The organism is Xanthomonas sp. Leaf148 (genome assembly GCF_001423585.1).
GTDB lineage: Bacteria > Pseudomonadota > Gammaproteobacteria > Xanthomonadales > Xanthomonadaceae > Xanthomonas.
Window position 1 is genome coordinate 314,168 of record NZ_LMOP01000012.1, and the last position, 13,865, is coordinate 328,032.

Below are 13,865 nucleotides of genomic sequence, written 5' to 3' on the forward strand. Positions count from 1 at the left end.
TGCAATATCTCGGCGATGCGGCAGCCGATAACTGCGTATCTTCAGCTGGCCGCCTGAGCTGCCGGCAAACGGAAAAATGCGCGCGCCGCAGCGGTACTGTTGGCAGCGGTCACCGCTACGTCTTCGCCGCGGTCGCGCGCCAGTTCTTCCACAATATGCGACAGAAACATCGGCTCGTTGCGGCGGTCCTTGGGCATGGGCTTGAGCGTGCGCGGCAACAGGTAGGGCGCGTCGGTTTCGATCATCAAGCGGTTGGCGGGGATATTGCGCACCAGCTCGCGCAGATGCGCGCCACGGCGTTCGTCGCACAGCCAGCCGGTGATGCCGATGTAGTAGTCGCGATCCAGATAGGCGAACAGTTCTTCGCGCGTGCCGGTGAAGCAATGCACGACGGCCGCACCCAGCTTGCCGTCGAAGCTGCGCATGATGGACAGGAAGTCGTCGTGCGCGTCGCGCTGATGCAGAAACAGCGGCTTGCCATTGTTGGCGGCCAGTTGCAGCTGGCGCTCGAAGGCCTTGTGCTGGGCCGGGCGCGGTGCGAAATCGCGGAAGTAATCCAGCCCGCACTCGCCCACCGCCACCACCTGCGGATGCGCCTGCAAGGTGCGCATTTCGGCCTCGCATTCGGCGGTGAATTCCACGGCATGATGCGGGTGGACGCCGGCGGTGGCGTACAAGACTCCGGGATGTTGTTGCGCCAGTTGCAGGGCCAACGGCGAATGCTCGCGGCTGGCGCCGGTGATCACCAGCTGCGCCACGCCCGCCTCGCGTGCGCGTTGCAACACGGCGTCGCGGTCGCGATCAAAGGAATCATGGGTGAGGTTGGCGCCGATATCGATCAACTGCATGGTGCGGGTGTGGCCTGAAAGAGCAGATGCGATTGTACTGGGTGAGCGTTGCCCTCATCCGCCCTGCGGGCACCTTCTCCCGCAGGCGGGAGAAGGGACGCGCTGCGGGCGCGGGTGGCGGGGTGATTATCTCGGCGCTTTGTCGTTTTCCCGCACGCGGGAGAAGGGATAGCCGCTGCGGCATCTGCATGCTGTTGGCAGTATCTGCATGCTGTTGGGGTATCTGCATGCTGCTGGGGGTATCCGCATGCTGTTGGCGGTCTCCGCAGCTGTCCGCGGTATCCGCGCGCGGCTAGCTATGTCTGCATGCGCTCGTCAGCATCTGCGCGCGCTCTATGCACCCGAACACGGCTGACAGCACTGCATGCCGCCATGCAGCACCTGCACACCACCGGCCTGCAGCGAGTGCGTTGCCGTTCCCCTCTCCCGCCTGCGGGAGAGGGGCAGGGGTGAGGGCCGCTTGCGCAGCGCACTCACCCCACCACCGGCACCACCATTGCATCGATCTTCGCCGCCAGCGCCTGGATTGCCAGCTGCGCCGAGCGCGAGAGTTGTCGCTGCGGGGCCACGCACAAGGCCAGCGTCATCGGCTTGGTCAGGTGCTGGCGGAACGGCACAAATGCCAATCGCCCGTCGGCCACGTCGGGCGCGGCGTCCAGCCACGACATCAGGCCCACGCCCGCACCCGCGCGTACCAGTCCGCGCAGGGTGCGCACATCGTTGCAATGGGTGAGCCGCTTCACGTCGATGTGCTGGCGCTGGTACAGCACCTTGGCGTGCTCGCCCACGATCAGCGGGGCGGCCGGCAGCAGCAACCGGTGCTCCAGCGTTTCGCTCAGCTGCAGCTCGGTGCGCGTGCTCAACGGGTGCCCGACCGGCATGGCAATGCCCAACGGGATATCTGCAAACGCGCGCACCTCCAGGTCCACGCTGCTCACCGGGTCGAGCAGCAAGCCGATATCCACGTCGGCGGAGGTCACCATTTCCATCACCCGCTGGTTGCGCGCGGTAGACAGATTGAAGGTGATGCCCGGGTATTCCTGCACCAGCGCGGCCACCGCTGCCGGCACCACGCTTTCGCTGAGCGCGTCGATCATGGCGATCTCCACATGCCCGCGGCGCAGCCCCTTGAGTTCGTCGAAGCGCTCCAGGGTGCGTGCGTAGGCCTTCTCCCAGCCGCGCACATCCACCAGCAGCAGCTCGCCGGCGGCGGTCAGCCGCAGCCGGCCCGGCAGGCGTTCGAACAGCTGCGCGCCCAGCTCCTCTTCGGCCTTGAGGATCTGCCGGTCGATCGCCGAGGCGGACACGTGCAACACGTCGGACGCCTTGCGGATGCTGCCGCAGCGGGCCACTTCGATGAAGTAACGGGTGAAGCGGGAGAAGGTCAGCATGCGGTGGGGCTCGGTTGGTGTTGCATTTTTTGCAATGGCTTGGCGGAAAAACGATGTTTGATCACACACCCCCGGCTTCCTAGAGTCAATCGGGCACCGCTCCCGCCTCACGCCAGAGACCGCCCCATGGATGTCGCCGTCCCCGCCCTGCCGCTGCACTGCACCTTCGAAGCCGCCGACTGGCAGCGCCTGGCCCAGCATTGGCACGCGGTGGCGCTGAGCAGCGAGGTGGGGCAGGCGCCGTTCAAGGCCACCCTGCTGGACGAGCCGCTGGTGCTGTACCGGCTGGGCGAGGAGCTGGTGGCCGCGCGCGATGTCTGCCCGCACCGCGGCGTTCCACTGAGCATGGGCACCGCCGACGGCGGCGGCGTGGTGTGTGCTTATCACGGCCTGCGTTTCGGCGCGGGTGGGCGCTGCAATCACATCCCGGCCAGCCCAAATCAGAACATCCCGGCCAAGATGCGCCTGCACACCTATGCGGTGGCCGAGCGCTACGGCTTGATCTGGGTGTGCCTGGCCAAACCGGCCGGAGTGAGCGCGGCCGAGGTGCAGATCCCGCCGATGCCCGGTTGGGACGAGGACGGCTTCCAGCAGATCGTGTGCCCAGCGTTCGATATCGGCGGCAGCGCCGCGCGCCAGCTGGAAGGCTTTATCGACGTGGCGCATTTTGCCTTCGTGCACACCGCCACCTTCGCCCAGCCGGACAAGCGCGAGGTACCGGCCTACACCACCACCGAAACACCCACCGGCTTCAACGCCGATTACCTCAGCAGCGTGGCCAACTATTCGGTGGACATGCCGTTGCCGGACGTGGACCCCAGCTTCCAGTGGCTGCGGCACTTTGAAATCCATCTGCCATTTACCGCCACGCTCACCATCCACTTCCCGGTGCCGGGCAAGCGGCTGGTGATCATGAATGCCGCCAGCCCGGTGTCCAAGCACAAGACGCGGCTGCTGGTGCCGATCGCACGCAACTTCGACACACATCTGCCGGTGGAAGACGTGCACGCCTTCAACCTGCGCGTATTCGAAGAAGACCGCGCCATGGTCGAAGCGCAGCGCCCCGAATACCTGCCGCTGGACCCGCTGCTGGAAGTGCACATCCCGGCCGACCGCAGCTCGATCGCCTATCGCCGTGGCCTGCGCAGCCAGGGCTATAGCGACTTCTTTCTGCGCTGACCGCCAAGGACACTGCCATGAGCCTGCATCAAGTGCGCGTTGCCGCGGTGGTCGACCAGGGGCATCGCCAGCGTGCGATCCGGCTGGAACCGATCGACGCCGAACTGCCTGCCTTCGAGGCCGGCGCGCACGTGGACCTGCATCTGCCTGATGGTTTGATCCGCCAGTATTCGATTGCCAGCGCACCGCATGCGCGCGATCACTATTTGCTGTGCGTCAAATTGGCCGACGCCTCGCGCGGTGGCTCGCGCCATCTGTGCGAACAGCTCAGCACCGGCGACCGCTTGCAGATTTCCAGCCCGCGCAATCTGTTCCCACTGCATCCGGGCGAGCGGCATGTGCTGCTCGCCGCCGGCATCGGCATCACCCCGCTGCTGTCGATGGCCGAAGCGCTGGAAGCACGTGGCGAGCCGTTCGTGCTGCATTACTACGCACGCCGGCATGCCGATGTGGCCTTCGTGCAGCGGCTGCAACAAGGCTTCAGCCATGGGCAGGTGCACGTGCATCTAAGCGATGGCGGGCAGAGCCCGCGCGTGCACGTGCCCGACGCACTCGTCCAGGCAGGTGCGCGCGATCAACTGTATCTGTGCGGGCCGGCCGCGTTCATGGATCACTTCACCACGCTCGCCCAGGCGTACGGGTGGTCGGCGGCGCAGCTGCACCGCGAACACTTCGCCCCCGCCGCGCTCAGCCTCGCGCACGATGCCGACAGCGCCTTCGAAGTGGAACTGGCCGCCAGTGGCCGCGTGGTGCAGGTGCCGGCCGATTGCAGCATCGCCAGCGCCTTGCTGGATGCCGGTATCGCGGTGCCGCTGTCCTGCGAACAAGGCATGTGCGGCGCCTGCCTGACCGGCGTGATTGCCGGCACTCCGGATCACCGCGACAGTGTGCTCAGCGACAGCGAGCGCGCCGCCAATGCGCAGATCACGCTGTGCTGCTCGCGCAGCCGTTCGCCGCGCTTGGTGCTGGATCTTTGATCGCTTTGTGCGACATGCGCGTACGCAGACAGGACGACAGCGGGCGCGCAGGTGGGTGATGCGGGTAACGCCGCAGCGCGATGCACGCACCAGCGCCGCCGAAGCCTGCGGACAGGCGTGGGCGCCACGTCTTCTTGCGCGGGGCAATTGAGGCCGGCACAGCGCAACGTTGGCACGACCCCAGCCAGGCAGGTGCCGGCATGCCTTCCTGCTACGCAAGACGCAACGCGCCTGCGCCGCATTCCGTGCCCAAGGTCCGTGGCAACCGCCGTCGCACAGTGCAAGATGATCGCCCCGCATGCGTCCACCGCGACCGCGCGTGTCCCCCTGTGTCGATGAGATGTCTGCCGATGGTTGTTTGTGTGATCGCCTTCGCCCGCCCTTGCAGAGGTGCATGCTGATGCGCTGGCCCGGATTTGCGCTGGCCGCCAATGGCAGCAGCGTGCGCACGGAGGTTCTGGCCGGCGCCACCACCTTCCTGACGATGGCCTACATCGTCTTCGTCAACCCCGACATTCTGGCCACCACCGGCATGGACCACGGCGCGGTATTCGTGGCGACCTGTCTGGCCGCCGCGCTCGGCTCGCTGTTGATGGGCGTGCTGGCCAACTATCCCATCGGGATGGCGCCGGGCATGGGCTTGAATGCGTTTTTTGCCTTCTCGGTGGTGGGCATGCTGGGCTACAGCTGGCAGCAGACGCTGGGGCTGGTGTTCGTCTCCGGCTGCGTGTTCTTGCTGCTCAGCGTCACCGGCGCGCGGCGCTGGCTGGTGGATGGCATTCCGCCCGCGTTGCGCAGTGCGATTGCGGCAGGTATTGGCCTGTTTTTGGCGTTGATCGGCTTGCAAAAAGCCGGGCTGGTGGTGGCGCATCCGCAGACACTGGTGACCCTGGGCGACCTGCATCGTCCCGAACCGCTGCTTGCGCTGGCGGGGCTGCTGCTGATCGGCGTGCTGGAAGTCCGCCGCGTGCGTGGGGCGATGTTGCTGGGCATCCTGGCGGTCACCGTGGCGGCGCTGGCGCTGGGCCTGGTGCAGTACCAGGGCGTGCTGTCGCTGCCGCCGAGCCTGGCGCCTACCCTGCTGCAGCTCGATATTGCCGGCGCCTTGCAAGGCCATGGCGGCAGCGGCGCATTGACCGCCGTGCTGCACGTGGTGCTGGTGTTCGTGCTGGTGGAGATGTTCGATGCCACCGGCACCTTGATGGGCGTGGCCCAGCGCGCCGGCCTGTTGCGCACCCCGGCGCACCGTCGCCAGTTCGACCGCGCCCTGCTCGCCGACAGCACCGCCATCCTGGCCGGCTCGCTGCTTGGCACCTCCAGCACCACCGCCTACGTGGAAAGCGCTGCCGGCGTGCAGGCAGGCGGGCGCACCGGCCTCACCGCGCTGGTGGTGGCAGCGCTGTTTCTGCTGGCGCTGTTGTTCTCGCCATTGGCGGCGATGGTGCCGGCGTATGCCACCGCACCGGCGCTGATCTACCTGGCGTCGGTAATGCTGCGCGAATGCACGCAAATCCAGTGGGACGATGTCGGCGACGCGCTACCGGCCGCCATCTGCATGCTGGCGATGCCGCTCACCTACTCCATCGCCACCGGCCTGGCCTTCGGCTTCATCACCTACGCAGCACTCAGGCTGGGCAGTGGCCGCTGGCGCGCAGTGCATCCGGCCACCTGGGCGATTGCCGGCCTGTTCGTGCTGCGCTATGCGTTGGAATGAACGGATTGCCGGGCCTGTTCCATCTCACCAGCCACTGGCCTCGCACCGCGTCGCGCGGCAAGCTGCATCGCAACCGGCAGCGCCACAACATTGCCGCCTCTTTCCCAGAGCTCACCGCATGCCACATCGTTATCGCTGTCTGATCCTTGCCTTGTGCACCTTGTTACCAGGCATGACGCTCGCACGTCCTGTGCAAGCGCCCGCGCAACCACGCGAGCAGCAGGTGGCACAGTTGTTTCACGACGCGGCCGCGCAACCTGCGCAATTGCGCGCGTGGCTGCAGGCCATGCCCAAGGGTGGCGACCTGCACAACCATCTCTCCGGGTCGGTGTATGCCGAGGACTATCTGCAATGGGCCAGCGAAGACGGTGCCTGCGTGCAGCTGGACGACCTGAGCCTGCGCGCTGCGCCGTGCGGTCAGGGGCAGGAGCCCGCACGCGGGCTGGCCGCGCGCAATGCGGCCCTGTACGGGCGGGTGGTCGATGCATTATCGATGCGCAAGTTTCTCCCCGATGCTGCCCAGCCTAGCGGGCATGACCAGTTTTTCAGCACCTTCGGCAAGTTCGACGCGGTAGTGCGTGCGCGTGTAGCAGACACCGTGGCTGCGGTGCTCGACCAGGCCGCGCGCGACCGCGTGCCGTATGTGGAGATCATCGCCAACCCGCCGCAGATGGATCAGGCAGCACAGCGCATGCAGTCGCTGCCGTGGAGTGGCGATGACGATGCCGCCAACCTGCGCACCCTGCAGGACGCCTTGCCGCCGCTGGTACAGGCCGCGCAACGCGAGCTAGCGGCCACCGACACGCAGGTACGCCGCGTCCTGCGCTGCGACCAGGCCGATGCGCACGCCGGCTGCCAGGTGAGCTATCGCTACGTACCCTATGTGCTGCGCGTGCTGCCGCAACCGATGGTGTTCGGGCAGATGGCGCTGGCGCATGCCCTGATCGCCGCTGGCGGCAGTCGCGCGGTGGCGGTAAATATCGTCGCGCCCGAGGACCACCCGGTGGCATTGGCCGATTACACCCGGCATATGGCGATGTTCCGCTTCTTCGCTACGCGCTATCCGGGGGTGCCGCTGTCCTTGCATGCCGGCGAGCTGACGCTGGGGTTGGTGCCGCCTGCGCAACTGCGCTCGCATATCCGCCAGGCGGTGGAGGCCGGTGCGCGGCGCATCGGCCATGGGGTGGATCTGCCCTACGAAGACGATGCCAATGGGTTACTGCAACAGATGCGCAGCCAACAGGTCGCAGTGGAAATCAACCTCACCAGCAACGATGTGATTCTGGGCGTCAAGGGCGCCGCGCACCCGCTGGCGATGTATCTGCGCGCCGGTGTTCCGGTGGTGCTGTCCACCGACGATGCCGGCGTTTCGCGCGCGGACATGACCCACGAATATCAGCGTGCCATGCAGGAGCAAGCCATCGATTACCCGACCCTCAAGCAACTGGCACGCAACGGCCTGAGTTACAGCTTTCTGCCGGGCGACAGCCTGTGGACCGCCGAAGGCGCCGCCGTGCCGGCCTGTGCCGCAGCGATGCAGCGCGAAACCGACGATGCGGCCTGCGCCGAGTTCCGCAAGGCCAGCGAGAAGGCGCGCTTGCAATGGCAGCTGGAAACCGACCTGGCGCAGTACGAGCGCACGTTGCTGGCGCAACGCAACTAGGGCCGAGACCACGCATATGAAACACGCGACATGCCAGCGCGTCTGCGCGCGATGGGCTTCATCGATACAGCGTCATCGCGCGCAGGCACGCTCCTACGCATGCGAGGTCCGCTCAATCGTCGCCGCACTGCCGTCCTTTTCCCCGCCCCAGGCGCAATGACCCACTTGCGCGCTACCAGCGCCCCACGCATCCCCAACCTATCGGGCACCATCACCTAACGCATCACCCGCAGAAAGGGGCTAGCGTCCAGAGCGCAACACGCTGAGACAAAATCGCCGCACTTTCCCGCCGCATCGTGCTTTGATCGCGTATCCGCAGCGTCGCATGGCCCCACAGCCGCAGGCGCCGCGGTCCAGCAACGCAGCACACACCCGCCGCACTCCCAGCAACCCAAGGTGACCCCATGCAACTCCCAGCGCAGTGGCAGGCCGGCATCGATCGCAATAGCGAGGTCCTGCGCGGCCACGCGCAGCTACTCGCCAACTTCATCGTCCCGCGTCCCGCATCACCGGACACCACCACCCCGCGCGGCCAGATCGCAGCGATTGTCAGCACCACCCGCAGCCAGCCCACGCTGGTAGCACGTCATGCCACCCAGACGCTCACGCGCATCAACCAGGCCAACGACCGCTTGTGCGCGGTCACCCGCCTGCTGCCCGCACGCACCGCTGCCGATGCTGCGCGCGTGCAGGCCGCGCTGGCGGGCGGCAGCGATGGCGGTGCGTTGGCCGGGGTGCCGTTCGTGGTCAAGGATCTGTTCGACGTCGCCGGCCAGGTCACCACCGCTGGCGCCGTGGTCCGCGCGCGGTGCGCGCCCGCCAGCCGCGATGCGGCGGTGGTGCAACGCCTGTGCGACGCCGGTGCGGTGCTGGTGGGCACCGCCAATATGGACGAATTCGCCTACGGCTTTGCCACCGTCAACGCGCATTACGGCACCACCGCCAACCCGCACGATCACCGGCATCTGGCCGGTGGTTCGTCCGGCGGCTCGGCGGCAGCAGTGGCGGCCGGGCTGGTGCCGTTCGCACTCGGATCGGACACCAACGGTTCCATCCGCGTGCCGGCCGCGCTGTGCGGCGTGTACGGCCTGCGCCCCACCCATGGCGCCGTGCCGCTGGAGGGCGTGTTTCCGTTCGTCGATGCGCTGGATGTGGTCGGCCCGTTCGCTAACTCGGTGGCCGATCTGCGCCGCGTGTACGAGGTCATGCACAGCCATGCGCTGCGCAGTTGCAACGTCGCCAACCTGCGTATCGCCCGGCTCGGCGGCTGGTTTCAACGCAATCTCGATCCCGAGCTGGATGCCGGCATCGGCGCATTGCTGACCGCGTGCAACAGCAGCACGCTCGTCGAATTGCCGGAAGCAGAGCGCGCCCGCGCGGCTGCCTTCGTACTCACCGCGGCCGAGGGCGGTCACCGCCATCGCGCAGCACTCACCACGCACGGCGATCAATTCGACCCGGCCACACGCGACCGCCTGTTCGCCGGTCTGCAGCTGCCGGCCAGCGCGGTGGCCGATGCGCACCGCTTCGCACACTGGTTTCGCGCAGCCATGCAACAGCTGTGGGACGACGTGGACGTGCTGATCGCACCGGCTACGCCCTGCGTTGCGCCGCGCATCGATCAGGACACCATCGTGATCGATGGCCTGCCCGTGTCTGCGCGCGCCAATCTCGGCATCTTCACCCAACCGCTGGGCCTGGCCGCCTGCCCGGTGCTGGCCGCACCGTTGCCGCGTCCGGGGCGCCTGCCGCTGGGGGTGCAATTGATCGCCGCACCCGGCCGCGAAGACCGCCTGTTCGCGCTCGCCGCACAACTCGAGCGCGACGGCTTGCTCGCCTTCAGCGCGCCGCCGGAGACACCCTGATGCTGCACACCTTGCGCGCACGTCGCGGCATGGTCGTCGCCCCGCACCATCTGGCCGCACAGGCCGGGCGTGACATCCTGCGCGCCGGCGGCAACGCCATCGAAGCGGCCGTCGCCACCGCCGCCTGCCTGGCGGTGGTGTATCCGCACATGACCGGCATCGGCGGCGATGGCTTCTGGTTGATCCATGAGCCCGACGGCCGCGTGCACGCCATCGATGCCTGCGGCCGCGCCGCGCAGGCGGCCACGCTGGACTTCTATCGCGGCCACACGCAGATCCCCTGGCGCGGCCCCGGTGCAGCCAACACCGTGGCTGGCACCGTCTCCGGCTGGGCGCTGGCGCTGCAACAGGCCGGTGGCGCACTGTCCTTGCCGCAGCTGCTGCAAGAGGCCATCCATCACGCCGACGCAGGCGTGGCCATCACCCTCGGCGGTGCACACGTCGCCGCCAGCAAGGGCGATGCACTGCGCTGCCTGCCCGGCGCGTATGCGCGCATCTTCGAGCCACGGGGCGCGCCCCTGCACGAAGGCGCAGTACTGCAGCAGCCGCAACTCGCGCGCACCCTGCAGCGGCTGGCAAGCGATGGGCTGGACAGCTTCTACCGCGGCGCCCTGGCCGACGACATCGCCGCCGATCTGCACACGCTCGGCAGCCCGCTGCAGGCTAACGACCTGGCCGCACACAGCGCCGACGCCAGCGTGCCGCTGTCGGTCGCCATCGCCGGTGCGCGCTTGTACAACCATGCACCGCCCACGCAAGGGTTGGCCTCGCTGCTGATCCTGACCTTGTTCGATCGCCTGCATGCCGACCAGCCGGACAGCTACGCGCATCTGCACGGCCTGATCGAGGCCACCAAACAAGCCTTCCTGATCCGCGATGCGCACATCGGCGACCCGGCCTGGATGTCGCTCGACGCACAGGCGCTGCTCGACGATAGCGCCGCGCTCGACGCACTCGCCGCGCGCATCGACATGACCACCGCGTTGCCGTGGCCGCAACCATCGCAGGCTGGCGACACGGTCTGGTTCGGCGCCATCGACGCGCACGGCCGCGCGGTCAGCTGCATCCAGTCCACCTATTTCGAATTCGGCTCCGGCCTGGTCCTGCCACGCACCGGCATCACCTGGCAAAACCGCGGTTGCAGCTTTCGTCTCGCACCCGATGGCTGGAACGCCCTCGCCCCGGGGCGCAAACCTTTCCACACGCTCAACCCAGCGCTGGCCACCTTCGACGACGGCCGCGTCATGACCTACGGCACCATGGGCGGCGAAGGCCAACCGCAAACCCAGGCGGCGATATTCTCGCGCTACGCCCGCTACGGCATGCCGCTGCAACAAGCCATCACCGCACCGCGCTGGCTGCTCGGCCGCACCTGGGGCGAAGACAGCACCTCGCTGAAGCTGGAAGACCGCTTCGACCCGGCCGTGGTACAGGCACTACGCGACGCCGGACATGCAGTGGAACTATTGCCCGCCTATACCTCGGTGATGGGCCATGCCGGTGCATTGGTGTGCGAGGTGGATGGCGTGATCAGCGGCGCCAGTGACCCGCGCTCCGATGGCGCGGTGGCTGGGTGGTGATGGTTGGGGCCTAGATCCGTCAATGCTGTGACTGATAATTTTAGCGAAAAACTTAACTGATGATTCATGTTAGGCAAACTAACTTCCGCTGATCATCCGCATGGAACGAGTCAATGAGATGTTTAAGAACTGTCCTGCTTTCAATACTCGCGCTATGCGGAACGACACTCTGTGCTTGCGCGCACACCTCGGCCGCTGCGATACAGGCACCCGCGAAGGAGCATGGCACCATGACCTCGACTGACAGTCCATCGGCTAGCACCCCTGAACTCAGCGCCGACGAGATCGGCAAGCGGTTCTTGAAACTGATCGGTGCTCTGAAATCCTCCAGCGATCTCAGCCCTGAGCGTGTGAATGAAGTGGTCGGAGTTCGCCTTGAACACTTCAACGCGATTCTGGGGCAGCGAGTCGAATCGTTCGCCTATAGCCAGCTATTAGGAGGCGATTGGTCGTACGAAATTCAGTACCTGCCAGCAGCTGCTATGCGTAGTCCTGGTGTATCGCTGAACTTCGTGCACAAGTCCGATAGATATGCAGCCATGACGGATATTTGTCAGCTCAGTTTCGAGGATTACCACAACGCCATGAAGGCAATGGGCTTTGGCGATGCGCCTAACTACGGCGAACTTGGCCAGCTCATTGATTGGCGCTATCACAAAGACGGCATGACGGTCTCTATTGCTTCCAGGCCTGAAGTAACAGCGCTTGATGGCAAGAAATATCGCGCCTGCGTAACGTCGATTTCCACCGTGAATGAGTAGGAGCGCCTACCGACATGGCTAGTCCAAATGCTCAACTTGAAGCAGCTTTGAAGCAGTTTGCAAGTCAATCAGGTGTTACGCCAGAGCAAGTTGCGCAACTTCGCTCGGCCGTAGTTGCTGACTCACAACAGCTTGGGCTTCTCAATCAAGATGCCCAGAATGGGCACTTGAAAGCATTTGCACTGCAAGGTTCTACAGGACAACAAAATCTTGCTGGAAGTTACGATATTCAGTCGGGGACTGTCACTATACCGGCAGCTGATTTTCAATCCTCTGGCGCTAGACACAACCCGGATCTGCAAGCAACTCTCAGGCTGCAGCATATGTCGATCGAATTTTCCCAGAAGACATATCTGGATGCATCGAGGGCGACTCATCCAGTGACGCAAGATATGGTCAACAACCTCCAATCGACCATCAATGGCTCGCCAGTGCTTGCAGATGAGATCAAGCGAGCGGTAATGACGACCGACAAGGGTGATCCGCCGCATAAGCATTTAGAACACTTCGACTTTATACCTGCAGGATTCACGGCTGGTGGCACCTACAGCGCTAGCAGTCACTCCATGAACATGCCTGCTGCCAGATTACAGGGTAGGTCGGCGGCAAACCCTAACGGGTACGATCCCAATGACATGACGTTTGTCCTCGGGCACGAGATTCAACACGGTTTCAATGCCCCCCGAAAGAAGGCTAGCGAACGCGGCGTTCCACAACGATGCCGTTTCCATAGCTAAAAGTACAAATCCTGTTCACGATTACACACGTGTCTTCGCCACTTCCATTCAAGCAAGCAGAGACGACGAAGCGAAAGCAGAAATTGCAGGTTGGAACGCGTTACTGAGTAGACAAAAGCAGGGCAATCCAGCTGCAGGCTTGCCAGAAATGAATGCTCTAGGAAACAGCAGGATTGACGATTTTATCGTCAAGTCACAGGGTGCCGGCGCAACTATTCAGCCACGGTCAGGACTAAAATTCGACCCAGATGGTCAGCTGCAAATGTCGCCGACAAATGTTGCGGCAATGGGACAACATTACTTCAATAGACCAGATCCAACACACCCTATCCCAGGTCGAAACCCAATTGGAATCGGGGATAGAGGTACATCAGACTATCCAAACTATTACGCGACCTCAGGGGTAGAGCATATAGTTGAGTACGAAAGGAAGTATGCAAGGCCCATACAGGGTGTGATGCCTGCAGTAACCATCAATATGGCCTCTGTCGGAATGAAAGAGCCGATCATTGAAGCTGAGGGTTTGGACTTTGGCAAGAACAAGACTCCCTTTCCTTACTACGACAGCAGCACAACACCACCAGTCCTTCATCACTTCGATCACACCCAGGATGGAAGCGTAAATCCGGCACATGACCATAAATATGTACCAGTCTCGCCCACACCCAGCTCGACTCCAGCCCAGCGCGGTCCAGACGAACCAGGTCATCCCGACCACGCCATGCTTGGGCAGATCCGCGATGGCATGCGTAAGATCGACGAGAGTGTTGGCAAGCCGTACGACGAAATGAGTGAGCGGGCAAGCCGCTGCCTATTGGCTGCATGTAAAGACAACCGCGAAAGCTACCCAGAGGCTGCAGACCGATCCATGGAGAGCAACGCGTTGACGCGCGTCGACCACGTGGTGATGGGCAAGACAGGCAACCTGTTTGCGGTAGAAGGTCGGTTGGACGATCCGGCGAACAAACGCGTGCATGTACACATTGACCAAGCAATCAACACTCCAGTTGAGCAATCGGACCAGAAGTTGCTGGCAGCCAATCAGGCGATTGCACAGGAAAGGCAACTTACCCAACAACAGGAACTTGCGCGCGGGGCGAATGAGCCCACCCAAGGCGGACCTACAAGATGAGGCATGCAGAGGACTTTG

General features: G+C 64.6%; 9 protein-coding genes and 1 pseudogene. 8 read left to right on the top strand and 2 right to left on the bottom strand.

The genetic code is table 11. The features are described from left to right. Positions 1-41: 41 nt before the first annotated feature. Entirely contained in the window at positions 42-848 is an 807-nt protein-coding gene (locus ASF90_RS18475) for a TatD family hydrolase (protein ID WP_055853523.1), read from the bottom strand. A 473-nt stretch (positions 849-1,321) separates the two neighbouring features. Beyond that, positions 1,322-2,239 (bottom strand): LysR family transcriptional regulator, encoded by a 918-nt coding sequence (locus ASF90_RS18480; protein ID WP_055853525.1) that lies wholly within the window; start codon positions 2,237-2,239, stop codon positions 1,322-1,324. A 126-nt stretch (positions 2,240-2,365) separates the two neighbouring features. Here ASF90_RS18480 and ASF90_RS18485 point away from each other — a divergent pair, with 126 nt between their 5' ends. From ASF90_RS18485 to ASF90_RS24540, 8 genes and pseudogenes are all read left to right on the top strand, one after another. Continuing rightward, positions 2,366-3,418: an aromatic ring-hydroxylating dioxygenase subunit alpha gene (locus ASF90_RS18485; protein ID WP_055853528.1), complete on the top strand. Its 1,053-nt coding sequence runs from the start codon at positions 2,366-2,368 to the stop codon at positions 3,416-3,418. A 17-nt stretch (positions 3,419-3,435) separates the two neighbouring features. After that, entirely contained in the window at positions 3,436-4,395 is a 960-nt protein-coding gene (locus ASF90_RS18490) for a PDR/VanB family oxidoreductase (RefSeq protein WP_055853530.1), read from the top strand. A 400-nt stretch (positions 4,396-4,795) separates the two neighbouring features. Beyond that, positions 4,796-6,109: an NCS2 family permease gene (locus ASF90_RS18495; protein ID WP_055853963.1), complete on the top strand. Its 1,314-nt coding sequence runs from the start codon at positions 4,796-4,798 to the stop codon at positions 6,107-6,109. 118 nt (positions 6,110-6,227) lie between these two features. Beyond that, a complete protein-coding gene (locus ASF90_RS18500) occupies positions 6,228-7,772 on the top strand; it encodes an adenosine deaminase (protein WP_055853533.1) in 1,545 nt (514 codons plus the stop codon). Positions 7,773-8,176: 404 nt separating this feature from the next. After that, entirely contained in the window at positions 8,177-9,637 is a 1,461-nt protein-coding gene (locus tag ASF90_RS18505) for an AtzE family amidohydrolase (RefSeq protein WP_055853535.1), read from the top strand. After that, a complete protein-coding gene (gene ggt / locus ASF90_RS18510) occupies positions 9,637-11,217 on the top strand; it encodes a gamma-glutamyltransferase (protein ID WP_055853537.1) in 1,581 nt (526 codons plus the stop codon). The genes ASF90_RS18505 and ggt overlap by 1 nt, the downstream gene beginning before the upstream one ends. A 230-nt stretch (positions 11,218-11,447) precedes the next feature. After that, positions 11,448-11,978 (top strand): hypothetical protein, encoded by a 531-nt coding sequence (locus ASF90_RS18515; protein WP_055853540.1) that lies wholly within the window; start codon positions 11,448-11,450, stop codon positions 11,976-11,978. A 14-nt stretch (positions 11,979-11,992) separates the two neighbouring features. Beyond that, positions 11,993-13,847, top strand: a pseudogene (locus ASF90_RS24540) (XVIPCD domain-containing protein). Positions 13,848-13,865: the final 18 nt, after the last annotated feature.

What these genes read in the sequence shown, in the direction of transcription:
- ASF90_RS18495 (WP_055853963.1), top strand. Translation starts at nt 4,796, where the DNA reads ATGCGCTGGCCCGGATTTGCGCTGGCCGCCAATGGCAGCAGCGTGCGC.
- ASF90_RS18500 (WP_055853533.1), top strand. Translation starts at nt 6,228, where the DNA reads ATGCCACATCGTTATCGCTGTCTGATCCTTGCCTTGTGCACCTTGTTA.
- ASF90_RS18480 (WP_055853525.1), bottom strand. Translation starts at nt 2,239, where the DNA reads ATGCTGACCTTCTCCCGCTTCACCCGTTACTTCATCGAAGTGGCCCGC.
- ASF90_RS18515 (WP_055853540.1), top strand. Translation starts at nt 11,448, where the DNA reads ATGACCTCGACTGACAGTCCATCGGCTAGCACCCCTGAACTCAGCGCC.
- ASF90_RS18490 (WP_055853530.1), top strand. Translation starts at nt 3,436, where the DNA reads ATGAGCCTGCATCAAGTGCGCGTTGCCGCGGTGGTCGACCAGGGGCAT.
- ASF90_RS18475 (WP_055853523.1), bottom strand. Translation starts at nt 848, where the DNA reads ATGCAGTTGATCGATATCGGCGCCAACCTCACCCATGATTCCTTTGAT.
- ASF90_RS18485 (WP_055853528.1), top strand. Translation starts at nt 2,366, where the DNA reads ATGGATGTCGCCGTCCCCGCCCTGCCGCTGCACTGCACCTTCGAAGCC.
- ggt (WP_055853537.1), top strand. Translation starts at nt 9,637, where the DNA reads ATGCTGCACACCTTGCGCGCACGTCGCGGCATGGTCGTCGCCCCGCAC.
- ASF90_RS18505 (WP_055853535.1), top strand. Translation starts at nt 8,177, where the DNA reads ATGCAACTCCCAGCGCAGTGGCAGGCCGGCATCGATCGCAATAGCGAG.